The following is a 25,067-nucleotide window of genomic DNA, read 5'->3' as shown; positions in this document are numbered from 1 at the left end:
ATTGCGTCGGGGCTCACCTCTTCCCATTCCGAACAGAGAAGTTAAGCCCGACTGCGCAGATGGTACTGCAGTTATGTGGGAGAGTATGTCGCCGCCTTTCTTTTGAAAAGCCTGTCTAGTTATAGACAGGCTTTTTTGTTTGTTATATTTAGTGAAGAAAATATTTAGTGTTTTTGTAATAGTTGCAATGCTTATTTATTGGGCATTTCTCGCATTTAGGATGGGTTGGGCGGCAGATTTCTCTACCTAAAAACGAGAAAGCCATTCCTATTTCGTTCCAAATTTCATAAGGTAGCTGTTGCATTAATAGCTTTTCAATTTTATTACCATCTTCATATTCTGCTGTAAGACCAATCCTTGGCACAACTCTAATGACATGTAAATCAACAATGATTCCTTCTGCTTTTTTATGGGTTTCTCTTAATATTACATTCGCAGACTTCCTTCCAATACCTTTTAAAGCAATTAAATCGGTTAAATTTATCGGTATATTATTATCCGTTTTTAGAAGTTTAGCTAATTCAAATATCCAAGTTGTTTTTGTTGGATAATTTTTAACTTTTGTAAAGTAAGGGGTTATCTCTTCAATGCTTGAATTCGATATACTTTCCATATTTGGATAACTTTCAAAAAAAGAAATAGTGATATTATTAATATTGACATCTGAATCTTGAGCAGACAAAATCACCATTATTAGCAATTGATAAGTGTTATTATAATTCAGGGGATGTTTCCTTCCTTTATATTTATCAATTAATGGTTCCAGATTTTCTTTCCAATTCTCAAATAACATTTTTATTTTAAAGATAATAAAAAAAGGAGTTCAACTTGATTGTTGGACTCCTTTTGTGAATTACTCCTTTTAATTATTTTACTAAACCTCTCGAAATTACAATTCTTTGAATTTCTGAAGTTCCTTCGTAAATCTGAGTGATTTTAGAATCACGCATCATTCTTTCTACGTGGTACTCGCTAACGTAACCATTTCCACCATGAATTTGAACAGCATCATTTGCTACTTCTAAAGCAATTTCAGAAGCATATAATTTTGCCATAGCACCAGAATGAGCAATATCTTCACCATTATCTTTTTCAGATGCTGCTTTGTGAATTAATAATCTAGCACATGTGATTTTAACATGCATATCAGCTAATTTGAATGCAATCGCTTGGTGATTGAAAATTGGTTTTCCAAAAGCTACACGCTCTTGTGAATATTTTAATGCCAATTCATAAGCTCCTTGTGCAATTCCTAAAGCTTGAGATGCAATCCCAATACGTCCTCCGTTTAAAGTCGACATTGCAAATGCAAAACCAAATCCGTCTGCACCAATTCTGTTTTCTTTTGGAACTTTTACATCATTAAATAATAAAGTATGTGTGTCAGAACCGCGAATTCCCATTTTTTTCTCTTTTGGGCCTACTTCAAAACCTGGCATTCCTTTTTCCACAATAAGAACGTTAATTCCTTTGTGTCCTTTTGAAGCATCAGTTTGAGCAATTACTAAATAAGTTGAAGCTGTTCCACCATTTGTAATCCAGTTTTTTGTTCCGTTTACTAAATAATAATCTCCCATATCGATAGCAGTTGTTCTTTGTGATGTTGCATCTGAACCTGCTTCTGGCTCTGATAAACAGAAAGCTCCAATTACATCACCTTTTGCTAAAGGAGTTAGATATTTTATTTTTTGTTCTTCTGAACCATATTTTTCTAAACCAGCACAAACCAATGAGTTGTTTACAGACATAATAACCGCTGCAGAAGCATCTACTTTTGCAATTTCTTCCATTGCTAAAACATAAGAAACGCTATCTAATCCAGCTCCTCCATATTTTGGATCAACCATCATTCCCAAGAATCCAAGTTCTCCCATCATTTTCACTTGTTCTGTTGGAAATTTTGAATGTTCATCTCTTTCAATAACTCCAGGTAATAATTCTGTTTGAGCAAAATCTCTAGCAGCTTGCTGAATCATTAAATGCTCTTCGGTTAATTTAAAATCCATATTTTTTAGATGTAATGTTTGATAATTTTTTAATTTGAGACTTCAAATGTAACTATTTATTAGGGAAATTTCAATAACAATTTGTAATTTTAACCCATGTTTAAAGAAAACTACAACGTTATAGGTGTTATGTCGGGTACATCATTAGATGGTGTCGATTTGGCTTATATAAAATTCAATTATTCAGAGCGTTGGACCTTTGAAATTTATCAATCGGAGACTGTTTCGTATTCAGATGTATGGCTTACCAAATTGAAAAATGCAATTCATTTTGACACATCAGAATTAGAAGAATTAAATGTATCCTATACCAAACTTTTAGCTTCAATAATTTCTGAATTTATTTCCAAACATCAGCTGACCAAAATCGATGCCGTTTGTAGTCATGGTCACACGATTTTACACCAACCTCAAAACGGATTTACACTTCAAATCGGAAATCTTCCAATTATTCAAAATTTAGTTAATCAAACAATTGTTTGCGATTTTAGAGTGCAAGATGTAAAATTAGGTGGTCAAGGCGCTCCATTGGTACCTATAGGAGATGAATTACTTTTTTCGGAATATAATTATTGTTTGAATTTAGGCGGATTTTCGAATGTTTCATTTAGTGAAAATGGAAAGCGAATAGCATTTGATATTTCGCCAGCGAATACGGTTTTGAATTATTATGCAAATGAATTGGGTTTTCAGTATGACGATGCTGGGAAGTTAGCAAAATCAGGAAGCTTAAATCAAGATTTATTGAAAAAACTGAATGATTTAGAATTCTATACTTTGCCTTATCCAAAATCATTAGGGATGGAATTTGTGAATGCAAAGATTTTTCCTTTGATAAATTCATATCCAATTGATGTAAAAGATAAACTTCGCACTTTTGTAGAACATATTGCGGTTCAAATTGCGAAAATTTGTAATAAGCCAAATGCTAAATTATTTATCACAGGTGGTGGAGCTTATAATCGATTTTTAATTGAAATATTGCGTAATTATTTGCCTACGACAGAACTGGTAATTCCAGATGATAAAACCATTCAATTTAAAGAAGCTTTGATTTTTGGATTTTTAGGAGTTTTAAGATTGCGAGATGAAATTAACGTTTTGTCTTCTGTAACAGGAGCAAAAAAGGACCATTCTTCAGGAATAATTTTTAGATGAATTATTTAGAATCAAAAATTATAGATTAAATATAAGAGCTTATACAGAATATGTATATTTGCAAAACCATAAAAATTAACTAACACAATGAAAGATTTATTACAAAAATTTGAAAACAAAGAACCAGAAATAATATTTAATTGGAAAGATCCAGAAACTGATGCAGAGGGTTGGACAGTAATTAACTCGTTGAGAGGTGGTGCAGCAGGTGGAGGAACTAGAATGCGAAAAGGTTTGGATATGAATGAAGTTCTTTCGTTAGCTAAGACTATGGAAGTTAAGTTTTCTGTTTCGGGACCAGCAATTGGAGGAGCTAAATCAGGAATCAATTTTGATCCAAACGATCCAAGAAAAAAAGGGGTGTTAGAAAGATGGTATAAAGCCGTTTCGCCATTGTTAAAAAACTATTATGGAACAGGTGGCGATTTGAATGTAGATGAAATTCATGAAGTTATTCCAATGACGGAAGATTGCGGTGTTTGGCATCCACAAGAAGGGGTTTTTAATGGGCATTTTAGACCAACAGAAGCTGATAAAATTAACAGAATAGGACAATTACGTCAAGGTGTAATTAAAGTGATTGAAAATCCTAATTTTTCTCCAGATGTAAACAGAAAATATACAGTAGCCGATATGATTACGGGTTATGGTGTTGCAGAAGCTGCACGTCATTATTATGATATTTACGGCGGAACTATTGTTGGTAAAAAAGCAATTGTTCAAGGTTTCGGAAATGTTGGTTCTGCAGCTGCTTTTTACTTGGCGCAAATGGGAGCCAAAGTTGTTGGAATCATCGATAGAGACGGTGGTATTATCAATGACAATGGTTACTCTTTTGAAGAGATTAAAGCATTGTTTCTAAATAAAGATGGTAATAAATTGGTAGCTGATAGTATGATCCCTTTTGCAGAAATTAACGAGAAGATTTGGTCAATGGGTGCTCAAGTATTTGCTCCATGTGCTGCTTCAAGATTGGTCACAAAAGAACAAGTAGACAATATGATTTCTTCAGGATTGGAAGTGATTTCTAGTGGCGCCAATGTTCCTTTTGCTGATAAAGAAATTTTCTTTGGACCAATTATGGAAGAAACTGATAAAAAAGTAAGTTTGATTCCTGACTTTATTGCAAATTGTGGAATGGCAAGAGTTTTTGCTTATTTCATGGAGAAAAAAGTGCAAATGACTGATGAGGCTATTTTTTCAGACACGTCAAATACAATCAAAAATGCAATTCAAAAAGCATATAATTTGAACTCAAATAAAAAGAATATTAGTGCAACGGCTTTTGAAATTGCACTGAAGCAATTAGTGTAATGAAACTAACAAAACTTTTTACTTCTTTTTTTGAAAGCGAAAAAGCGGGCGGACTAATTTTATTAATTTGCACCGCTTTTTCGTTATTGATTTCAAATTCATCATTTTCAGAAAGTTATTTTGCAATTTGGCACCATCCGATAGCAAATCATAGTTTTGAACATTGGATTAATGATGGGCTAATGGCGATTTTCTTTTTGATGATTGGTTTAGAATTAGAAAGAGAGGTTTATATAGGTGAACTATCAAAATTAAAGGAAGCTATATTGCCTATTTCAGGGGCTTTAGGTGGAATGATTTTTCCAGCATTAATTTTTTTACTATTCAATTTTGGAACAGAAACTCAATCGGGAATTGGAATTCCGATGGCTACCGATATTGCTTTTGCATTAGGTATTTTGTCATTAGTAGGAAAAAACGTGCCTAATTCATTAAAAGTATTCTTAACTGCCTTAGCTGTAATAGATGATTTAGGAGCTATCATTGTTATTGCATTGTTCTATACTAAAACGCTTTATTTTGTTAATCTGATAATTTCATTATCTATTTTTGCTGGACTTTTAATCTTAAATAGAATGAAGGTAAATAATCTATTGATTTATTTAGTAGCTGGCGTTTTCATGTGGTATTTTATGTTAAATTCTGGAGTTCATGCAACTATAACTGGAGTTTTATTGGCATTTGCAATTCCATTTCAAGATGGATCAGAGAATACAATTTCCTACAAATTAGAGCAATTTTTACATAAACCGGTTGCCTTTTTTATATTGCCTTTGTTTGCTTTGTGTAATACAGCAATTGTAATTGGTTCTGATTGGTTGCATAATTTTTCTGAAGAATATTCATTAGGAATTATTTTCGGATTAGTTGTTGGAAAGCCATTAGGTATTGTTTTATTTACTTTTCTAATGGTAAAATTGAGGCTTACTCAATTACCAGAAGATTTAAATTGGAAAAAAATAATTGGCGTTGGTTTTTTAGCTGGAATCGGATTCACAATGTCAATCTTTATTACATTGTTAGCTTTTGATAACATTGTAGTTGTAAATAATGCTAAGTTTATGATTCTTGTAGCATCTTTATTATCAGGAATTATAGGTTTTTTGTGTTTTAAAGTGAAAAATGGCTCAAAAATTGTATAATTTTTAATAGCTTTATGCGTTATAACACTAATAATATTGTTATCCATGAGAAGAAAAGGTAAAATACTAGAATTCTTAATAGAATATGTTCCTTTGTCGTTATTACTGACAGTATTATTTTCAGTATTGTTTTTTGTTTTATACCAACAACTTCAAAAAAAAATGATACCTGATAAAAGAAGGTCTTTTATTTTGAGTACATACTCTTTTGTGTCCATTGTTCTAATATTATTTTCTATACGTTTTTGGCCTCCTTCAAATATTAAAGAAATCATCATTGCACAAGGAGGTGGTGGTGGAGGCATAGAAGTTAATTTTGGAGATAGTGATTTAGGTTCTGGAAATAATTACGAGAGTGAGGTTTTAGATGTGAATAATGAAAAATCGGTTTCTAATGCAGATGAAGCTCCAGCGGAAGATGTAATCACCCAGGATAATGCTGCAGAAGATGTGCCTTCTGTGATTAAAACACCATCAAAAGAAAAATCAAAAGAAGTTGTAAAAAAAGAAGTAAAACCAACCGAGACCAAGGTGACTCCAGTTAAGAAGAATGCGGCTTTGACAAATATCTTAAATGGAAAGAAAAAAGGTGGTGACGGTGATGATAATGTTGCTGGTAATAAGGGAAAGAAAAATGGAAGTTTGAGTTCTACTGACTATTACGGTGATGGTGGCTCTGGAGGTGGTAATGGAAAAGGTACAGGTACTGGAGACGGAGATGGTACAGGGCCTGGTTCTGGTAATGGAAGCGGTGGTGGAGTTGGTTATTCATTAGGAAACAGAAAGGCATTGGTTAAACCAGCACCAAAATATGTTTGTAACGAATCTGGTAAAGTTGTTGTTGAAGTTCAAGTTGATAAAACAGGAAAAACAATTAGTGCTGTGGCAGGAGTTAAAGGAACTACAAATACAGCGAAGTGTTTATTAGATCAGGCAAAAATTGCAGCTTTAAACACAAAATGGCAAGCTAGTGAGAGCGCTCCAGATACCCAAAGAGGGAATATAATTTACAACTTTACAATTTCTGAGTAATAAATATTGTTAATAGAAAGAAAGACCAACAAATAAATTGATGTTGGTCTTTCTTTTTTTAATTAGGATTTGTGGCGATTACAAATTTTAGATTATTTTTCACACCTATTTGTAAAACATCTACTAAATCTTGCACTTGCATGTTGAAAGGAATTCTAACTACTACTGTTTGCTCTTTTGCGGGATCCAATTGTGATAGTAATTCCTTTTCTAGGTTTTCAAATGAAGTTTCTTGTTTATCTATATAAAATCTTTTTTCTTCTGTAACAGATATTGTAATTAACTGTTTGTTTGTTTTTTCATTTGTTTTAGATTTTGGCAAAGTCATTCGGATTACATTTGGATTTGCCAATGTAGAAATAATTAGAAAAAACAATAGCAAAAAGAACATGATGTCACTCATTGATGACGCATGAACTTCTGCATGAAATCGTCTGTTTCTTTTAATTGCCATGTGGTCTTTGGATTATGTTTACGAATTCTAAAACTTGTTTTTGAACATTTAACATAAAATGGTCAATCTTGCCATTTAATAAATGATAACCAGCATAAGCAAAGAGCCCTACAATAAGCCCTGCTCCAGACGAAATCATTTTTTCGTATAAACCGCCTGAAATATTTCCAATACTAATGTCTTCTGTAATTGAAATGCTATAGAAAATTTTAATTACACCACCAATAGTTCCTACAAAACCAAGTGTTGGTGCCATACCTGCAATTAAACCTAGATGACCCATTTTTTGCTCCATTTCACCTAACTCTATCTGCGCAGCACGTTCCATATTAGATTCAATTTCTGCAATTGGACGGCCAATAGTTAAAATTCCTTCCTTAACAACTCTTGCAGTAGCGTTATTAACTCTTTCTGATGCTCCTACTGCTAAATCAATATTGCCATTGTTTAAATGAGTTCTTACTTCCTTTAATAGAAAAACATCGTTTTTGGTAGATTTACTTATGTAAATATATCGTTCAATAATTAAGTAAATAGTATAAAAAAATAGAATAGCAATTGGTATTAAAAAAACACCACCTTTAAAAATAAATTCTAAAACAGATACTTCTGTGTCAATTGGTTTTTTGTCTAAAACTTCTGTGGTACTTTGTGCTATAGTGTCTAGCTGGGTCTGTAAAAAATAAATCATCATATAAATTTACTCTTAAAGTTAATTGTTTAAATAGAATTTGCAATAAAGATACTTTTCTCTAGTATATTAAACTAAAAAAAAGTAGAAATATTTTATAAGATGTTTAATTTTATAAAAAATTTAGGAATGAACTATAAAGAAACGACAGAGTGGTTATTTAAACAGTTGCCAATGTTTCAAATGCAAGGCGCATCTGCCTATAAAAAAGATTTAACTAATACATTGTTGTTATCAGAACATTTGCAACATCCTGAAACTAAATTTAAATCGATACATGTGGCAGGAACTAACGGTAAAGGTTCTACTTCTTCTATGATTGCTTCAATTTTACAGGAAGCTGGTTACAAAGTTGGTTTATACACATCGCCTCACTTGAAAGATTTTCGAGAGCGTGTTAAAATTAATGGAGAAATGATTTCCGAGGATTTTGTGATTGATTTTGTTATGCAAAACAAGCATTTTTTTGAATTAAATCAATTAAGTTTTTTTGAAATGACTGTTGGTTTAGCATTCGATTATTTTGCAAAAAAACAAGTTGATGTTGCGGTTATTGAAGTTGGAATGGGAGGAAGGCTTGATTCTACAAATATTATTACTCCATTAATTTCTGTAATTACAAATATAGGTTTTGATCATACCCAATTTTTAGGAGATACATTGTCGGAAATTGCTTTCGAAAAGGCAGGGATTATTAAGAAAAATATTCCAGTAGTTATAGGTGAATATGTTGAAGAAACAAAAAAAGTATTTCAAGGAAAAGCAAGAATTGAAAATGCACCAATTTATTTTGCCCAAGATAATCCCGAGGTAATGTTTGATTGTGCTTTATTAGGAGATTATCAAGTTCAAAATAAAAAAACAGTTTTACAGGCTATTGAATTGCTTAAAACCAGTTTTATAATATCAGAAAAGAATATTATAGAAGGATTTAAGAATGTGGTTTTAAATACTGGATTACTTGGTAGATGGCAAGTTTTGAATGCTAATCCTTTTGTGGTTTGTGATACAGCGCATAATTCTCATGGCTTAAAAATTGTTTTAAATCAAGTAGAAAAGAATAATTATGAGTCGTTACATATTGTTTTAGGAGTTGTAAATGATAAAGATTTAGATTCTATTTTGCCTCTTTTTCCTAAAAAGGCAATTTATTATTTTTCAAAACCAAATGTTCCTAGGGGATTTGATTCGAAAATATTACAAGAAAAAGCTAAAGAGTTTGGACTGGTTGGTTGTATATATGATTCTGTTACAGATGCTTATGCTAAAGCCTTAAATAATGCAATGCCACGTGATTTTATTTATATTGGAGGAAGTACTTTTGTAGTTGCAGAAATTGTGTAATTTTTTTTAAAAAAGACTTGCAAAAACAAATATTCAGTGTATATTTGCACTCGCAATAACGAAATAAGTATTGTTGATTTATTGGGGCGATTAGCTCAGCTGGTTCAGAGCACCTCGTTTACACCGAGGGGGTCGGGGGTTCGAACCCCTCATCGCCCACAAAATAAAAAAAGCACTTCAATTGAGGTGCTTTTTTTGTTTTATATAATTTCTAATGTTTTTTCAAGAGCCATTCCTCTTGAGCCTTTTATTAAGATTAAATTGTTTGTGGGTCTTTTCTCTATTAAATATTTTGAGAATGAACTATAATCTTCAAAAAATAAGGCATGTGTATTTTTTATTTTATTTGCAAAAAAATCTTTCCCAATAAAATAGGAAGTTATTTCTGTTTCATTTTCTAAAAGTTGAATAATTTTTTTATGCTCTGCTAAGCTTTCTTCTCCTAATTCAAACATGTCTCCCAGAATTGCAATTTTATTGGGTTTTTCAAGTTGAATAAAATTAGCAATTGCTGCACTCATACTGCTTGGGTTTGCATTGTATGCGTCTAAAATGATTTCATTGTCATTTTTATGAATCATTTGAGAACGATTGTTTTCTGGTATATAATTTTCAATTGCTTCTTTGATTAATTCATCTGGGACTTCAAAATAGTTCCCTATTGTTATTGCAGCATTAATATTATTAGCATTATAAATACCTATTAGGTGCGAATTTATAACGTAGTTTTCATATTTTATTTGAACCATTGGATTGGCTTCAATAGAACTAATTCTTAAATTAGGATTGTTTTCATATATGGAAAAACTATATCTTTTCAATGCTTTGGTCTTCTCATTTTGAATAGAGTCGTCTAAATTAACGAATGCTAATTTGTTGTTTCTTTCTAAATAAGAGTACATTTCGCTTTTTCCTTTGATAACACCTTCAACTCCTCCAAAGCCTTCTAGATGTGCTTTTCCAAAATTAGTTATATAGCCATAGTCTGGTTGTGCAATATCACAAAGAAATTCTATTTCCTTTTGATGATTGGCTCCCATTTCAACTATTCCAATTTCAGTGTCTTTTGTAAAACGTAAAAGTGTTAAAGGAACTCCAATGTGGTTGTTTAAGTTGCCAATTGTAGCTATAGTATTATATTTTTTTGCTAGTACGGCATGTATAAGTTCTTTGGTTGTTGTTTTTCCATTGCTTCCGGTTAGAGCAATAATTGGCAATCCAATATATTTTCTATGAAATTTTGCTAATTCTTGTAGAGTTTCAAGTGAGTTGTTTACAAGTATTGTTTTTTGATCGATGTAATAAGAAGGATTGTCAATAATTACATATTTTGCTCCTTTTTCTAAAGCTTCTTTTGCAAATGCATTGGCGTCAAAATTCTCTCCTTTTAGAGCTACAAATAAGCAGTTTTTTTCAATTTTTCTAGTGTCAGTCGAAACTGTTGAGCATTCTAAGAATAAAGAATGAATTGTATTTATAGTCATTTGCAATTTTGTTATTATTTAGAAACGAAGATAAAAAAAAGCCCTTTTGTAAAAAAGGGCTTTAGTAAGTATTTTTTAGTGAAATTAATTTTTCACGTTACCTCTCGGAGTTTTCTTGTTTGATTTTGGTCCTACTTTAGACATTGCGCATCTGAATCCAATGTAATCAGTTGCCATGTCTTGTGGGAAGTATCTTCTTGAAGCAGGATCTAACCAATATGCTCTATCTCTCCATGAACCACCTTTGTATACTCTTACGTTGTCATCAACTAAAGATGTTCTTTTGTCAGATTTATCATATTGTTTTAGCATTTTCTTTTCAGTGTTTGTTGAGTCAACTACTGTTGAAATTTTGTGCTTAGGAGATTCATACATTCTGAATTTTTCTTCTCCACCTTCAGCGTTTTCCTCTTCAGAACCACCAAATTTGAAATAACGTGTAGATTGTCTATCACCATCTCTGTAGTTTCTGTTGTCAGAAGTTGAGAATTGAGTTCTTAAATAAGTTTCGTTTTCATCAACAGGTACTTGAGCAATTTGACCAGGGAAATTTCTAGCCATAATTCTACCATTGCTTAAAGTGTCATAAGTGATGTTGTCAGAAGTAACTAACTCAGCAGTTCCATCTTCACCGATTTTATTTTTAGTGTACACGTTACCTCTAAAGTAGTTAAAATCGTTTGCTTCGTCATCAACTAAAGGTCTGTAAACGTCTTGTACCCATTCTGCTACGTTACCAGCCATATCATATAGTCCAAAATCATTTGGAGCATAGCTTTTTACTTTGTTAGTAATATCTGCACCATCATCAGACCATCCAGCAATTCCTCCGTAGTCTCCTTTTCCTTGCTTAAAGTTAGCTAATTGGTCTCCTCTGTATTGTCTTTTTGATGAACGAGTATATTGACCATTCCAAGGATATTTCTTTTGTCCTTTGTAAATGTTGTATTCTCTATTACCTACTAATGCAACAGCTGCATATTCCCACTCAGCTTCAGTTGGGAGTCTATATTCTGGTAAAATTAAACCTGAACTTCTTTGTGCATATACATTTTTAGCAGTATCGGCAGCTTGTCTTCTTCCACCGCCCATTTCTTTCTTAAGAACTATTTCTTCGTTTCCTCCGAAAGATTTTGAAGGAGAGTTAATATAAGCTTCAGTACTGAATGATGATTCAGCTTTTACATCTGTTCCTAACTTAACTTTGTTGTCTTTTTTAAGATAACCTTCACGTTCTAAAATATTTTCATTTACACGATCAGTTCTCCATTTGCTAAATTCAACTGCTTGAATCCAGTTAACACCAACTACAGGATAATCAGCATATGCTGGGTGTCTTAAGTAATTGTTTGTCATGGTTTCATTATATCCTAAACGGTTTCTCCATACTAATGTATCTGGAATTGCTCCGTTGTAAATATTTTTATAGTTTTCTTCAGTTGGAGGGAAAACAGTTTTTACCCAAAATAAGTATTCAGCATACATTTTGTTAGTAACTTCTGTTTCATCCATAAAGAAAGATTGAACGTGTTGTTGACTTGGTGTGTTATTCCAATCGTGCATCACATCATCCTGAACTTTACCCATAGTGAATGTTCCACCCTCTACAGAAATCATTCCTGGAGGAGTTTCTTGTTTCTTGAACTTGTCGTTAAACTGGAAACCACCTTTCTTGTCATTAATTTTCCAACCTGTAGCTGATGAACCACCTTTAGTGCTTCCTTTTTTACTACAACCAGTAAAACCAATTGTTAGCGCCATTACAACTAACAATTTTAAAGCCATAATTTTCTTAATTTTCATACTTTCAGTAGGTAATAAATTTAGTGTCGCAAGATAATAATTATGTATTAATATGCAACACGTTTTTAAAAATTTGTAAAAAAAATTTAATCTTGTGTTAAAATGCTTTCCTTTACAACGGATTAAATCATATTTTATTGCAATAATTTAGCTTAAAATGAAAATATTTTTTTCTCTTTGTAATATATTTTGCCAAATCACGTTGTAGAAATGATGAAAAAGATACAATACTTATTACTTTTATTTGCTTCAACTCTTTTCGCACAACAAAGCGAAACGATTACTCTTAATTGGAAGCAAGAGGTTAATTATAATTTAGGAGAATTCTCTTTTAAAATTCCCCAATTTCAATCGGAATATTATGATATTGATGTTTCTGCTAAAAAAATTAGTTTTAAAAAAGTTGTTGATGTAAATGCTGTTAATGCTACTTTACAAATTACTGCTGTAAATTATCAATCTATTTCAAGTTCAGAATTATATGATTTGAATCTTAATTTTTTGTCTTCGACTATAAATTCAAAATTTGAAGTTGTTTCTGCTAGAGATTCATATAAAGGATTGATCTCATTTTCTCCAATAATAAGAGATGATTCGGGATATAAAAAAGTTGTCTCTTTTACTTATTCTGTTACAAATGCATCTCCTTCTAATAAAATTTCAAATTCAAATGTAGTTCAATCTATTTCAAATTCTGTTTTAGCTTCTGGTAATTGGTATCGTTTTTATGTTGAAAAATCTGGTATTTATAAAGTTTCTAAATCATTTTTACAAAGTCTTGGATTTAATGTAAATGTTGATCCAAGAAATATTAAAATCTATGGAAATGGAGGAAGAATGTTACCTTTATTAAATGCTACTTCTTATCCAAATGATTTAGAAGAAAATGCAATTCAGTTTATAGGTGAAAGTGATGGTGTTTTTGATAATAGTGATTATATCTTGTTTTATGCCGAAGGAGTTGATACCTGGAATACAGAAAGTTTAACGAGTGTAAATTTATTTACAGATAAATCCTATTACTATATTACATCTTCTAGTGGCACTGGGAAAAGAATACAAGTGGCTACAGAACCTTCTGCATCACCAACTTTAAATTTCACTCAATTTGATGATGTAATTTATTATGAAAAAGATTTAGTAAATGGTGGTAAAGTAGGTAGAAGATGGCTTGGAGAGCAATTTAATATTGATAATACACAAACATTTGATTTTACTATCCTAAATATTGATACTTCTGTTCCAATAGAAGTAAAAATAAATACAGCTTCAAAGTCGTTTGGGAGTTCGTCTTTTAATTTCAAAGCTAATAATCAAGATATTGGAACGTTAAATTTTCCTCAATTAGTTGCTTTTAGTGGTATTGAGGGTTATGAATCTGCAATAAATACAACTTTTTCTACAACTTCACCTTCCATTTCTATTTTAATGACTTATGATGATGGAGGGGTGCCCAATTCAAATGGTTATTTAGATTTTATTCGTTTAAAAGCCAAACGTAATTTAGTTGGATATGGAAAGCAATTTGTGTTTTCAAATGATTTAGAGCAAACAAATATTGGAGTGGGTCAGTATAATTTGACAGGTGCAACTGCAATTTCTCAAGTTTGGGATGTGACAGATTTGTACAACGTAACTAAATATGATAACCTTACGGGTGCAAGTTTTTCATTTAAAGTAAATCTAGGAACAGCCAGAAAATATGTAGCGGTTGATTTGTCAGATGTGTTCACTCCATTAAAGGAAGCAAATACTGTTGTTGTAAATCAAAATTTAAAAGGAACTATTTTTAATGATAATTCTGGGGCTTTTCAAGACATAGATTATTTAATTATTACACCACAATTTTTATCAAGTCAAGCAGAAACTTTAGCAAATTTCCATAGAAATAATTCTGGTTTGAGTGTTCGTGTAGTAACTCTGGAAAAAATATATCAAGAGTTTGCTTCAGGAAAGCAAGATGTTGCTGCGATTCGTAATTTTATTAAATATGTGTATTGGAACGCATCTACACCTGCCAAAAGAGTGAAATATGTAAACCTTTTTGGAGATGCTTCTTATGATTACAAAGATAGATTGTTTAGTAATACAAACATTGTTCCTGTATTTCACGGTTTTAACCCTGGTGCTTCAGAAACGAATAATAGTTCAAATTTTTCATTGTACACTTCCTTTATGTCTGATGATTTTTACGGATTAATGGATGATACTGAAGGAACTATGACAGGAGGTTTTGATGGAATTGATATAGCTGTAGGAAGAATGTTGGTGACTACTACAGCTCAAGCTGAAGAAATGGTTAACAAGGTAATTGAATATCATGACGAGCAATCATATGGTAGATGGCGCAATAATTATGTTATTTATTCTGATGATGCAGATAATTCTACTGATGCAACTTTACAGTTTGGATTGAATGATTTGGCAGATGTGTTAATTACTCAAAAACCATTTGTTAATGTAAAAAAAATACACACAGATGCTTATGTACAGCAGGTAGCTGCGGGTGGTGAACGTTATCCAGAAGCAAAAACAGATTTTTTAGATGCTTTACAATTGGGGGCTTTGGTGTTTAATTATTTCGGACATGGAAATGAAGAGTTTTTGGCTAGAGAACGCTTGTTTGAAAAATTAGATGCACAAAATTTAACCAATCGATACAGGTATCCGTTATTTGTTACAATAACTTGTGAATTTACCCGTTTTGATGATCCAAATCGTTTTACAGGAGGAGAGTATATGTATTGGAATAAAGCAGGAGGCGCAATAGGATTAATTGCTACTACCAGACAAATCGGTGTTGGTACAGGATTTCAAATGAATAATTTATTGAGTGAAGATTTGTATGCTTTTGGTTCAAATAATTATCCGACTATTTCGGAAGCATTAAGACAAACTAAGCTATCTACAGGTTCAGACAATCGAAGAGTTGTTTTTTATATTGGTGATCCAGCTTTAAAATTAGCGATACCAAAACCAAAAGTTGTTTTAACAAAAATTAATGATATTCCAGTTAATCAGCCTTTGCCAGTTATGCAAGCATTAAGTTTGGTTAAAATAACAGGAGAGGTTAGGGATGAGAATGATGTTTTAATTTCAAATTATAATGGGGATTTAGCGGTTCAAATTTTTGATAAAGACATTAATAGAAGTACATTAGGTAATAATGGAACAACTGATTCGAATGGTTTAATTATAATGGATTTTGTAACATTAGGTGAAACCATTTTTAGAGGAAATGCGTCTGTCGTAAATGGGCAATTTGAATTTAGTTTTATTGTACCTCAAGATATTAGAATTCCTGTTGGAAATGGGAAGATTAGTTTTTATGCAAAGAGGGCAGTTCCAAATTTAGAGGATCAAACGGGTTATGATAAAACAATCCAAATAGGTGGTGTTAACGTAAATGCTCCTATTGATACCACGCCGCCAACGGTTCGTTTGCATATGAATGATGAGGGTTTTGTGTCGGGGGGTATTACTAATTGTGCTCCTATATTATTAGCGTTTTTGTCTGATGAAAATGGTATTAATACTGCTAGTGGAATTGGACATGATATTGTAGCTATTTTAGATGGTGATGAAACAAATCCGTATGTGTTGAATGAGTATTATGAAACTGAAAACGATGATTATACAAACGGGAGTGTTCGCTTCCCCTTTAGAGATTTAACTCCAGGATTACATACTATATTGTTCAAGGCATGGGATGTTTATAATAATTTGATTACTGCTGAAATTCAATTTAATGCTATTTGTTCAGACGAAGGATTAAGAATTGAAAAAGTATTGAATTATCCAAACCCGTTTGTTAGTTATACTGAATTTTGGTTTAATCACAATATGCCGTTTGAACAATTGGATGTTCAAGTTCAAATTTTAACTATTTCAGGAAAAATAGTTAAAACCATCAATCAACAAGTAATGACAGAAGGTTTCTTGTCTAGAGAAATTACTTGGGATGGAAAAGATGATTTTGGAGATAAAATAGGAAAAGGAGTTTATGTATATAAATTAACGGTGAAGTCTGTTTCCACAGGTAAATCAGCAGAAAAATACGAGAAACTTGTAATCCTGTAATAAAATACTATATTTGTCAAATTAATTTCTATGTATAAAATGAAAAAAATTGCTTTATTATTAACCCTTGTAGTAGTTGGTCAATTTGCAAAAGCTCAAGAAGATAATAGCCGAGTTATAACAACAGGAGTGCCTTTTTTACTTATCGCTGCTGATGCACGTTCTGCAGGTATGGCAGATATGGGTGTTGGAACATCTGCAGATGCTTTTTCACAACAATATAATCCTGCAAAATATGCTTTTTCATTGCAAAAACAAGGTTTTTCAGTAAGTTACACGCCTTACTTAACCAGTATTGCAAATGATATTTCGTTAGGACAATTAACATATTACAATAGAATTAACGAAAGAAGTGCTTTTGCAGGATCGTTACGTTTTTTTGGTTTAGGAGATATTGAATTAAGAGAAACTGGAGATCCAAATGAAGTGCCAAGAGTTGTTAATCCAAATGAATTAGCATTGGATGGTTCTTATTCGTTGAAATTAAGTGAGCGCTTTTCAATGGCCGTTGCAGGAAGATATATTCGTTCGAGTTTAAAGATAAACGATGGTTCAAATGATGCGAGTGCGGCTTCAACTTTTGCGGTAGATGTTGCAGGATATTATCAATCAGAAGAAGTAGCTTATGATGATTTTAACGGTAGATGGAGAGCAGGATTTAATTTTCAAAATTTAGGTCCAAAAATCAGCTACGATAATGATGATTTAAATAATAATTTTTTACCAGCCAATATGCGTTTAGGTGGAGGATTTGATTTTATATTTGATGAATACAATAAAGTAGGTGTCACAGCAGAGATTACAAAATTATTAGTACCAACACCGCCAGCGTTAGTAGCTGCAATTGATGCTGATGGGAGTGGAGCAATTGAGCCTGCAGAACAAGACATTGCAGATGATGCTTATGCGCAAGCTTTGAGTGATTACAGAAAGATTGGTTGGACAGAAGGAGTTTTTAAATCTTTCAATGATGCGCCAGATGGATTTTCTGAAGAATTGAAAGAGTTTACTTGGGCTCTAGGAGCTGAATATTGGTATCAAGATTCATTTGCAATGCGTTTAGGGTTCTTTAATGAAAATGAATTAAAAGGAGCAAGAAAGTTCTTTACATTAGGTGCAGGTTTTAAATATAATGTAGTAAAAGTAGATGTGTCTTATTTGTTTTCTGCTTCAAAAGTTAGAAATCCATTAGAAAATACATTGCGTTTTTCACTAACATTTAATTTTGGTGACAATTACGATGAACTATAGATAAAAAAATAAATTAACAAACTATCCAAATTCTTTTTTTAGAATTTGGATTTTTTTTCCTTACATATGAAGCAAATTTCAATAAACACTACTATTTCAGTTCTTTCAAAAGATGAATTGTCGCAACAAGAAATCGATTTGATGACTCAAGCTTTTGAGGCAAGAAGCAAGGCATATGCACCATATTCAAAATTTACAGTTGGTGCAGCAATTTTATTAGATAATGGAATTGTAGTGCAAGGATCAAACCAAGAAAATGCAGCTTATCCATCGGGCTTATGTGCAGAGCGTGTAGCAATTTATTATGCGGGTGCTACCTATCCAAATGCAAAAATTGTAAAAATGTTTATCACTGCATCGCCACAAGATAGAGATTTAGAGGAACCAATTCCGCCATGTGGTAGTTGTCGTCAAGCCATTGCTGAGTACGAATTCAAGCAAGAAATTCCAATCGAAATACTTTTTATGGGAGCAAAAGGATTAATTTATAAATCAGATTCGTTAAAAAATCTTTTACCATTAGTTTTCGATAAGAATCATCTATAACGATTTCGTAGATTTTTTTAACGATTTTGCACAAAAAAACACAAAAATCATAGAATTTAATTTTTTCAATAAGGTTCTATGTAGTATTTTTGCTTTTCGTAAAAATTGTAAATAATACAATTGAATTAAAAAAACAAACATAATGAAGCCAATAACCAAAGAAGTTTACCTTAAATGGTATGAAGACATGCAGTTTTGGAGAAAATTTGAAGACAAATTAGCTGCTGTTTATATCCAACAAAAAGTTAGAGGATTTTTACATTTATATAACGGTCAAGAAGCAGTTTTAGCTGGAGCTTTACACGCTATGGATTTGTCAAAAGACAAAATGATTACTGCTTATCGTAACCATGTTCAGCCAATTGGAATGGGTGTAGATCCAAGAAAAGTAATGGCTGAATTGTACGGAAAAGTTACAGGTACTTCAAAAGGTATGGGTGGATCAATGCATATTTTCTCTAAAGAGCATGGTTTTTATGGAGGTCATGGTATTGTTGGTGCTCAAATTCCAGTAGGAGCTGGTATAGCTTTTGCAGATAAATATTTCAATACAGGAGGAGTTACTTTAACATACTTTGGAGATGGTGCTGCTCGTCAAGGTTCTTTACATGAAGCATTCAACATGGCAATGAACTGGAAATTGCCAGTAGTTTTTATCGTTGAAAATAATGGTTACGCGATGGGAACTTCTGTTGAAAGAACAGCTAATCATACAGATATTTGGAAACTTGGTTTAGGATACGAAATGCCATGTGGTCCAGTTGATGGAATGAATCCTATCAAAGTTGCTGAAGCAATGCATGAAGCAATAGAAAGAGCACGACGCGGTGACGGACCAACTTTTCTAGAGATGAAAACATACCGTTACAGAGGACATTCAATGTCTGATGCGCAATTATATAGAACAAAAGAAGAGGTTGAAGAATATAAAAAAATTGACCCAATTACTCAAGTTTTAGACATTATAAAAGAAAACAACTACGCTACTGAAGCTGAAATCGAAGTAATCGATCAAAGGGTTGCTGATTTGGTGGCAGAATGTGAAAAATTTGCTGACGAATCTCCTTTCCCTGAAGTAAATCAGTTATATGATGTAGTGTATGAAGAAGAAAATTATCCATTTATACCTCATAAATTATAAAAACTATGGCACAAATTATAACAATGCCCCGTTTGAGTGATACGATGACAGAAGGAGTTGTAGCAACTTGGTTAAAAAAAGTGGGTGATACAATCAAAACAGGTGATATTCTTGCCGAAATTGAAACCGATAAAGCTACAATGGAATTTGAATCATTTCATGATGGAGTTTTATTACACATCGGAATTCAAGAAGGACAATCGGCTCCAGTTGATTCTTTGTTAGCAATCATTGGAAAAGCAGGTGAGGATATTTCAGCTTTATTAAGTGGAGGAAATACTACTGAAACTAAAGAAGAAAAAGTAGTTGAAGATGCAAAATCAATTTCAGCTGCAGTTGAGATACCGGCTGGTGTGAAAGTAGTAACTATGCCTCGTTTGTCGGATACTATGACAACAGGAACCGTTGCAACTTGGTTGAAAAAAGTAGGAGACACTATAAAAGAAGGCGATATTCTAGCTGAAATCGAAACGGATAAAGCTACGATGGAATTTGAGTCATTTAATGCAGGAACTTTATTATATATCGGAGTGCAAGAAGGTGATTCTGCTCCAGTAGATGCAATACTTGCAATATTAGGACCAGCAGGAACTGACGTTTCAGGAATTGCAGCTAATTATAAAGTTGGTGAAGTTGGTGAAGCACCAAAAGCTGAAGAAGTAAAAACAGTTGCTCAAGAAGTTGCTGTTGTGGAACAATCCACTTCAGGTAGAGTTTTTGCTTCTCCATTAGCTAAAAAAATTGCTCAAGATAAAGGAATCAACTTATCTCAAGTAAAAGGTTCAGGTGAGAACGGAAGAATTGTAAAAAGTGATGTTGAGAATTTCTCTCCATCAGCAGTTGCAACTCCAGCTCAAGCAGTAGCAGAAGCTACAAATACTGTTGCAGCTGTTAAACCATTTGTACCAGCTGGTGAAGTATTCCAAGAAGAAATCAAAAATTCGCAAATGCGTAAAACTATTGCGAGAAGATTATCAGAATCTAAATTTACAGCACCACATTATTATTTAACTATCGAGTTAGATATGGACAATGCAATTGCTTCAAGAAATATGATCAATGGATTACCAGACACGAAAGTTTCTTTCAATGATATGGTAATCAAAGCAAGTGCTATGGCACTTAAAAAACACCCACAAGTAAATTCACAATGGAGAGAAGATGCAATGGTTATCAATCATCATGTGAATATAGGTGTTGCTGTTGCTGTTGAAGACGGTTTAATGGTTCCAGTATTGAAATTTACAGACCAAATGAGTTTAACTCAAATCGGTGCTAATGTGAAAGATTTAGCTGGGAAAGCAAAATCTAAGAAAATTCAACCAGCAGAAATGGAAGGAAGTACATTTACAATTTCTAATTTAGGAATGTTCGGAATTCAATCGTTTACATCTATTATCAATCAACCAAATTCTGCTATTTTATCTGTTGGAGCAATTATTGAAAAACCAGTGGTTAAAAATGGACAAATAGTGGTTGGAAACACAATGACAGTTACATTGGCTTGTGATCACAGAACAGTAGATGGTGCAACTGGAGCTCAATTCTTACAAACGTTTAAAGCGTTTATGGAAAATCCAGTAACAATGTTAGCATAAAATTATATTTGTTATATTAGAATCCCGAAATTTTTTCGGGATTTTTTTATTTCCTATTTTTACATAAAATAAAACTATTTTGAAAAACATTATCATCACCGGAACTTCTCGTGGAATAGGTTACGAATTAGCCTTGCAATTTGCAGATGCTGGGCATCAAGTTCTAGCCATTTCTAGAAAAACACCAATAGAATTAATAGAAAACCCAAACATTACCTGCTTGGCAATAGATATCTCAAATAATGATGAATTACTTCAAGTTGAAAAAATCATCACTCAAACTTGGAAAAAGGTAGATGTTTTGATTCATAATGCAGGAAGTTTAATACATAAACCATTTACACAAATTACGTCAGAAGAATTTCAAAATATCTACAAAGTCAATGTTTTTGCGGTAGCCGAATTGACAAAAATTTGTATTCCATTTATGGGTAAAGGTAGCCATGTAGTAACTATAAGTTCTATGGGAGGCATTCAAGGAAGTCTAAAATTCGCTGGACTTTCCGCTTATTCATCTAGTAAAGGAGCTGTGATTACTTTGTCTGAATTATTAGCAGAAGAATATAAAGAACAAGGAATATCATTCAATGTTTTAGCCCTTGGAGCTGTAAATACTGAAATGTTACAAGAAGCGTTTCCAGGATACGAGGCACCACTTTCGGCAAAAGAAATGGCAGATTATATTTTTAACTTTGCATTGAAAGGGAACAAATATTATAACGGGAAAGTATTACAAGTTTCATCGTCAACGCCTTAAAATTGAGCGAAGTTTTACAAAAATATCTTCCAGAACACGCTGTTCATCATTGTTTTGAATTAATCAAAGCGAATCATGTGCATCTTAAAATTGTTAATGAACGCCAAACGCGTCATGGTGATTATCGTAAAGATGCGCAAGGATATCATTTGATTACGGTGAATGCGAGTTTGAATAAATATCGTTTTTTGATCACATTAATTCATGAAATGGCTCACTTGGTTGCTTTTGAAAAATATGGAAGATATATTAAACCGCATGGAGATGAATGGAAATTAACTTTTCAGCGAATGATGATACCTTTTATACGTCCAGAAATTTTTCCTCATCAGCTGTTACCTTTACTTGCGAAACATTTCAGAAATCCAAAAGCAAGTAGCGATACCGATGCAAAATTAGCTTTAGCATTAAAACAATTTGATCAAAAAGAAACCGATAAAAATTATATCTTTGAAATACCGTTTGGAAGTCATTTTAGAATTCACAATGGAAAGATTTTTAAAAAAATAGCTTTACGTGTTAAACGATACGAATGCTTAGAAATTAGTTCCGGACGATTGTATTTGTTTCAACCCAATGCTGAGGTTGAATTGTTGCCAAATTGATTTTGACAATGATTAAAAATATTAGATTTAAGAAATAATGAACAAAAATTATTACGCAATATTGATGGCAGGTGGAGTAGGTTCACGTTTTTGGCCAGTAAGTACAAGCGATTTTCCTAAACAATTTCACGATATGTTAGGGACAGGGGAAACGTTGATTCAAAAAACGTTTTCCAGGCTATCAAAACTGATCCCTGTTGAGAATATATTGATTTTAACCAATGAAAAATACAATGATTTAGTGTTAAATCAATTGCCTCAAGTAAAACAAGACCAGGTTTTATTAGAACCCGCTATGCGAAATACAGCTCCATGTATTTTATATGCTTCTTTAAAAATTCAGAAGCAAAATCCGAATGCGGTTATGGTAGTTGCACCCAGCGATCATTGGATAGAAGATGAAACTGCGTTTGTATATGATTTGCAACAATCGTTTAATTTTTGTGAAGCAAACAACGCTTTGATGACTTTAGGAATAAAGCCTACTTTCCCAAATACTGGATTTGGATATATTGAGTATAATAAAGAAGACACAAACACAATTAAAAAAGTGTCTCAATTTAGAGAAAAACCTGATTATGAAACAGCAAAAGCTTTTTTGAAAAGCGGAAATTTTGTTTGGAATGCAGGGATTTTTATTTGGTCTGTAAAAGCTATTACTGAAGCTTTTTTACATTTTCAACCTGTGATGAACAATTTGTTTCTGTCAGGTTATGAAAGTTATAACGGTAAAGATGAAAAAGCTTTTATAGCTGCAAATTATAGTTTAGCCGAAAACATTTCAATTGACTATGCAATTTTAGAAAAAGCCCAAAATGTCTACATCCTTCCGGCTACTTTTGATTGGAACGATTTAGGAACTTGGGGTTCTCTTCATGAAAAACTAGATAAGGATGAGAATAATAATGCTGTAGTAAATGCTACGGTTGTGTTAGAGAATGCATCAAATAATATTATTCGAACAGATGCAAAAAAACTCATAATTATTGATGGTTTAAACGATTTTATCATTGTAGATAAAGATGATGTGTTGTTGATTTATCCAAAAGATAAAGAGCAAGATATCAAGAAAATAGTGGCAAAATTAAATTAGAACTATTCAAGAAAATAGTGGCAAAATTAAATTAGAACTATTTTACATCGTCTTCTAAATACATTTTTCTCACCCGTTTGAATAATTCTGAAGAATATACAAAATCGGTAACTGCTTCGTTATCGGTTTTGAAAATTTCTTTATTTGAACCTTCCCATTCTAAGAGCCCATTTTTTAAGAAAACAATTTTTTCACCAATTTCCATCACCGAGTTCATGTCGTGTGTGTTAATTACTGTTGTAATATTGTATTCTTGTGTAATCTCTTGAATTAAATTGTCAATAACAATAGCTGTTTTTGGGTCTAAGCCCGAATTAGGTTCGTCACAAAATAAATATTTTGGATTATTTACTATAGCACGGGCAATTGCAACTCGTTTTTGCATTCCTCCAGAAATTTCAGAAGGTCTTTTTTGATGTGCATTAACCAAGTGTACTCTGTCAATTACAAAATCAACGCGTTCTTTTATTTCTTTTGGCGATTTATTAGAGAACATTTTTAAAGGGAAACCAACATTCTCTTCAACGGTCATACTGTCAAATAATGCACTTCCTTGAAAAACCATTCCAATTTCAGTTCTTAATTCTCTTCTTTCATCGTTTGATAATTCAGAATATATGCGGCCATCAAAAGAAATCGTGCCACTATCTGGAGTATGAATACCTAACAAAGATTTTAAAAAAACTGTTTTTCCTGAACCGCTTTGTCCAATGATTAAATTTGTCATTCCAGCTTCAAAACGAGTAGAAACTCCTTTTAAAACGGTTTGCTCACCAAATTTTTTTATTATGTTTTTTACTTCAATCATTAGCTTAGTAAAAGTTGTGTTAAGATAAAATTCATTAAAATAATCACTACCGATGTCCAAACAAAAGAAACAGTACTTGCTTGTCCTACTTCTAATGCTCCTCCTTTCATATAATATCCATGGAATGAAGGTATAGTAGCTAATAAAATTGCGAATACTGCTGTTTTAATAAATGCATAAGTTATATGGAATGGAATAAATTCAGTTTGTAAACCTGTTATAAATTCGGGACTGCTTGTAAAACCACCATACACAGCAGCCATCCAACCTCCTAAAACCCCTAAAAACATACTAAGTCCTATAACAAATGGATATAGGAGTAAAGCAATAATTTTTGGAAAAACTAAATAGTTTAACGAGTTTACACCCATAACTTCTAAAGCATCAATTTGTTCGGTTACACGCATTGTTCCTATACTGGATGTAATAAAAGAACCCATTTTTCCAGCCATAATGATGGATATAAAAGTAGGAGCAAATTCTAAAACAATTGATTGACGTGTTGCAAAACCGATTAACTCTTTTGGAATTAATGGGTTAGTTAGATTTAATGCTGTTTGAATTGAAACCACACCACCTACAAAAAAAGAAATAAAAGCAACAATTCCTAATGAACCAATGATCAAATCATCAACTTCTTTAAAGATTAATTGCTTCATTACCGACCATTTTGTAGGCTTGTTGAATATTTCTTTCAACATAATAAAGTACTTTCCAATTTGCGATAAATACCTAACGAGCATCATAGTTTAAAAATATT

The 25,067-nt window shown here is 32.3% G+C and carries 21 protein-coding genes, 1 tRNA gene and 1 rRNA gene; 15 read left to right on the top strand and 8 right to left on the bottom strand.

Going from position 1 to position 25,067, the window contains the following annotated elements:
- Positions 1 to 100, top strand: a 5S ribosomal RNA gene (gene rrf / locus VK164_RS08015); the annotation flags it as partial.
- Between the two features lie 48 nt (positions 101 to 148).
- Here rrf and VK164_RS08010 read toward each other — a convergent pair.
- Both VK164_RS08010 and VK164_RS08005 read right to left on the bottom strand, forming a co-directional pair.
- Positions 149 to 793, bottom strand: coding sequence for an endonuclease III (locus VK164_RS08010; RefSeq protein WP_324208836.1), 645 nt, complete (start codon positions 791 to 793; stop codon positions 149 to 151).
- A 73-nt stretch (positions 794 to 866) separates the two neighbouring features.
- On the bottom strand, positions 867 to 2,006 hold the full coding sequence (locus VK164_RS08005) for an acyl-CoA dehydrogenase (RefSeq protein ID WP_324208835.1): 1,140 nt from the start codon (positions 2,004 to 2,006) through the stop codon (positions 867 to 869).
- A 96-nt stretch (positions 2,007 to 2,102) separates the two neighbouring features.
- Between VK164_RS08005 and VK164_RS08000 the strand changes: the two genes are divergently transcribed.
- The 4 genes from VK164_RS08000 to VK164_RS07985 all read left to right on the top strand — a co-directional run bounded on the left by VK164_RS08000 (position 2,103) and on the right by VK164_RS07985 (position 6,652).
- Positions 2,103 to 3,164 (top strand): anhydro-N-acetylmuramic acid kinase, encoded by a 1,062-nt coding sequence (locus VK164_RS08000; protein WP_324208834.1) that lies wholly within the window; start codon positions 2,103 to 2,105, stop codon positions 3,162 to 3,164.
- Between the two features lie 87 nt (positions 3,165 to 3,251).
- Complete coding sequence (locus tag VK164_RS07995; protein WP_324208833.1) at positions 3,252 to 4,478, top strand: Glu/Leu/Phe/Val dehydrogenase dimerization domain-containing protein; 1,227 nt, start codon at positions 3,252 to 3,254, stop codon at positions 4,476 to 4,478.
- Positions 4,478 to 5,620 (top strand): Na+/H+ antiporter NhaA, encoded by a 1,143-nt coding sequence (gene nhaA / locus VK164_RS07990; RefSeq protein ID WP_324208832.1) that lies wholly within the window; start codon positions 4,478 to 4,480, stop codon positions 5,618 to 5,620. The genes VK164_RS07995 and nhaA overlap by 1 nt, the downstream gene beginning before the upstream one ends.
- Before the next feature lie 45 nt (positions 5,621 to 5,665).
- Complete coding sequence (locus VK164_RS07985; RefSeq protein WP_324208831.1) at positions 5,666 to 6,652, top strand: energy transducer TonB; 987 nt, start codon at positions 5,666 to 5,668, stop codon at positions 6,650 to 6,652.
- A gap of 58 nt (positions 6,653 to 6,710) precedes the next feature.
- On the opposite strand, the gene VK164_RS07980 is transcribed toward VK164_RS07985, so the two are convergent.
- Both VK164_RS07980 and VK164_RS07975 read right to left on the bottom strand, forming a co-directional pair.
- The gene (locus VK164_RS07980; protein ID WP_166237493.1) at positions 6,711 to 7,106 is read right to left on the bottom strand and encodes an ExbD/TolR family protein; all 396 of its coding nucleotides are present in this window, start codon (positions 7,104 to 7,106) and stop codon (positions 6,711 to 6,713) included.
- The gene (locus VK164_RS07975; protein ID WP_324208848.1) at positions 7,096 to 7,797 is read right to left on the bottom strand and encodes a MotA/TolQ/ExbB proton channel family protein; all 702 of its coding nucleotides are present in this window, start codon (positions 7,795 to 7,797) and stop codon (positions 7,096 to 7,098) included. Before VK164_RS07975 ends, VK164_RS07980 begins: the two co-directional genes overlap by 11 nt.
- Before the next feature lie 129 nt (positions 7,798 to 7,926).
- Here VK164_RS07975 and VK164_RS07970 point away from each other — a divergent pair, with 129 nt between their 5' ends.
- A complete protein-coding gene (locus VK164_RS07970; RefSeq protein WP_324208830.1) occupies positions 7,927 to 9,141 on the top strand; it encodes a folylpolyglutamate synthase/dihydrofolate synthase family protein in 1,215 nt (404 codons plus the stop codon).
- An 84-nt stretch (positions 9,142 to 9,225) separates the two neighbouring features.
- Positions 9,226 to 9,300, top strand: a tRNA-Val gene (locus VK164_RS07965).
- Positions 9,301 to 9,341: 41 nt separating this feature from the next.
- On the opposite strand, the gene VK164_RS07960 is transcribed toward VK164_RS07965, so the two are convergent.
- A complete protein-coding gene (locus tag VK164_RS07960; protein WP_324208829.1) occupies positions 9,342 to 10,625 on the bottom strand; it encodes a UDP-N-acetylmuramoyl-tripeptide--D-alanyl-D-alanine ligase in 1,284 nt (427 codons plus the stop codon).
- Positions 10,626 to 10,709: 84 nt separating this feature from the next.
- Entirely contained in the window at positions 10,710 to 12,428 is a 1,719-nt protein-coding gene (gene gldJ, locus VK164_RS07955) for a gliding motility lipoprotein GldJ (protein WP_324208828.1), read from the bottom strand.
- A 210-nt stretch (positions 12,429 to 12,638) separates the two neighbouring features.
- On the opposite strand from gldJ, the gene porU reads away from it, so the two are divergent.
- The 8 genes from porU (at position 12,639) to VK164_RS07915 (ending at position 23,499) form a co-directional block, all read left to right on the top strand.
- Complete coding sequence (gene porU, locus VK164_RS07950) at positions 12,639 to 16,508, top strand: type IX secretion system sortase PorU (RefSeq protein WP_324208827.1); 3,870 nt, start codon at positions 12,639 to 12,641, stop codon at positions 16,506 to 16,508.
- Positions 16,509 to 16,547: 39 nt separating this feature from the next.
- Positions 16,548 to 17,759, top strand: a complete 1,212-nt coding sequence (gene porV / locus VK164_RS07945) for a type IX secretion system outer membrane channel protein PorV (RefSeq protein WP_324208826.1) — start codon at positions 16,548 to 16,550, stop codon at positions 17,757 to 17,759.
- 66 nt (positions 17,760 to 17,825) lie between these two features.
- Complete coding sequence (locus tag VK164_RS07940) at positions 17,826 to 18,305, top strand: cytidine deaminase (protein ID WP_324208825.1); 480 nt, start codon at positions 17,826 to 17,828, stop codon at positions 18,303 to 18,305.
- Between the two features lie 142 nt (positions 18,306 to 18,447).
- Positions 18,448 to 19,446, top strand: coding sequence for a pyruvate dehydrogenase (acetyl-transferring) E1 component subunit alpha (pdhA, locus tag VK164_RS07935; RefSeq protein ID WP_324208824.1), 999 nt, complete (start codon positions 18,448 to 18,450; stop codon positions 19,444 to 19,446).
- 5 nt (positions 19,447 to 19,451) lie between these two features.
- A complete protein-coding gene (locus VK164_RS07930) occupies positions 19,452 to 21,044 on the top strand; it encodes a 2-oxo acid dehydrogenase subunit E2 (RefSeq protein WP_324208823.1) in 1,593 nt (530 codons plus the stop codon).
- 79 nt (positions 21,045 to 21,123) lie between these two features.
- Complete coding sequence (locus VK164_RS07925; RefSeq protein ID WP_324208822.1) at positions 21,124 to 21,801, top strand: SDR family oxidoreductase; 678 nt, start codon at positions 21,124 to 21,126, stop codon at positions 21,799 to 21,801.
- 2 nt (positions 21,802 to 21,803) lie between these two features.
- Positions 21,804 to 22,406 carry a SprT-like domain-containing protein gene (locus tag VK164_RS07920; protein ID WP_324208821.1) on the top strand — a complete coding sequence of 201 codons (603 nt, stop codon included), beginning with the start codon at positions 21,804 to 21,806 and terminating at the stop codon, positions 22,404 to 22,406.
- A gap of 37 nt (positions 22,407 to 22,443) precedes the next feature.
- Positions 22,444 to 23,499, top strand: coding sequence for a mannose-1-phosphate guanylyltransferase (locus VK164_RS07915; protein WP_324208820.1), 1,056 nt, complete (start codon positions 22,444 to 22,446; stop codon positions 23,497 to 23,499).
- A gap of 37 nt (positions 23,500 to 23,536) precedes the next feature.
- On the opposite strand, the gene VK164_RS07910 is transcribed toward VK164_RS07915, so the two are convergent.
- Together VK164_RS07910 and VK164_RS07905 are read right to left on the bottom strand one after the other, a co-directional pair.
- Entirely contained in the window at positions 23,537 to 24,307 is a 771-nt protein-coding gene (locus VK164_RS07910) for an ABC transporter ATP-binding protein (RefSeq protein ID WP_324208819.1), read from the bottom strand.
- The gene (locus VK164_RS07905) at positions 24,307 to 25,053 is read right to left on the bottom strand and encodes an MlaE family ABC transporter permease (RefSeq protein ID WP_288980094.1); all 747 of its coding nucleotides are present in this window, start codon (positions 25,051 to 25,053) and stop codon (positions 24,307 to 24,309) included. Before VK164_RS07905 ends, VK164_RS07910 begins: the two co-directional genes overlap by 1 nt.
- Positions 25,054 to 25,067 lie beyond the last annotated feature (14 nt).

This window comes from Flavobacterium sp. (genome assembly GCF_035299005.1).
Lineage (GTDB): Bacteria > Bacteroidota > Bacteroidia > Flavobacteriales > Flavobacteriaceae > Flavobacterium.
The sequence above is the reverse complement of the archived record's forward strand: the minus strand, read 5'-3'. Positions and strand labels throughout refer to the sequence as shown.

Coding starts and splice junctions, on each gene's coding strand:
- VK164_RS08010 (WP_324208836.1), bottom strand. CDS start 793: ATGTTATTTGAGAATTGGAAAGAAAATCTGGAACCATTAATTGATAAA.
- VK164_RS08005 (WP_324208835.1), bottom strand. CDS start 2,006: ATGGATTTTAAATTAACCGAAGAGCATTTAATGATTCAGCAAGCTGCT.
- VK164_RS08000 (WP_324208834.1), top strand. CDS start 2,103: ATGTTTAAAGAAAACTACAACGTTATAGGTGTTATGTCGGGTACATCA.
- VK164_RS07995 (WP_324208833.1), top strand. CDS start 3,252: ATGAAAGATTTATTACAAAAATTTGAAAACAAAGAACCAGAAATAATA.
- nhaA (WP_324208832.1), top strand. CDS start 4,478: ATGAAACTAACAAAACTTTTTACTTCTTTTTTTGAAAGCGAAAAAGCG.
- VK164_RS07985 (WP_324208831.1), top strand. CDS start 5,666: ATGAGAAGAAAAGGTAAAATACTAGAATTCTTAATAGAATATGTTCCT.
- VK164_RS07980 (WP_166237493.1), bottom strand. CDS start 7,106: ATGGCAATTAAAAGAAACAGACGATTTCATGCAGAAGTTCATGCGTCA.
- VK164_RS07975 (WP_324208848.1), bottom strand. CDS start 7,797: ATGATTTATTTTTTACAGACCCAGCTAGACACTATAGCACAAAGTACC.
- VK164_RS07970 (WP_324208830.1), top strand. CDS start 7,927: ATGAACTATAAAGAAACGACAGAGTGGTTATTTAAACAGTTGCCAATG.
- VK164_RS07960 (WP_324208829.1), bottom strand. CDS start 10,625: ATGACTATAAATACAATTCATTCTTTATTCTTAGAATGCTCAACAGTT.
- gldJ (WP_324208828.1), bottom strand. CDS start 12,428: ATGAAAATTAAGAAAATTATGGCTTTAAAATTGTTAGTTGTAATGGCG.
- porU (WP_324208827.1), top strand. CDS start 12,639: ATGATGAAAAAGATACAATACTTATTACTTTTATTTGCTTCAACTCTT.
- porV (WP_324208826.1), top strand. CDS start 16,548: ATGAAAAAAATTGCTTTATTATTAACCCTTGTAGTAGTTGGTCAATTT.
- VK164_RS07940 (WP_324208825.1), top strand. CDS start 17,826: ATGAAGCAAATTTCAATAAACACTACTATTTCAGTTCTTTCAAAAGAT.
- pdhA (WP_324208824.1), top strand. CDS start 18,448: ATGAAGCCAATAACCAAAGAAGTTTACCTTAAATGGTATGAAGACATG.
- VK164_RS07930 (WP_324208823.1), top strand. CDS start 19,452: ATGGCACAAATTATAACAATGCCCCGTTTGAGTGATACGATGACAGAA.
- VK164_RS07915 (WP_324208820.1), top strand. CDS start 22,444: ATGAACAAAAATTATTACGCAATATTGATGGCAGGTGGAGTAGGTTCA.
- VK164_RS07910 (WP_324208819.1), bottom strand. CDS start 24,307: ATGATTGAAGTAAAAAACATAATAAAAAAATTTGGTGAGCAAACCGTT.
- VK164_RS07905 (WP_288980094.1), bottom strand. CDS start 25,053: ATGATGCTCGTTAGGTATTTATCGCAAATTGGAAAGTACTTTATTATG.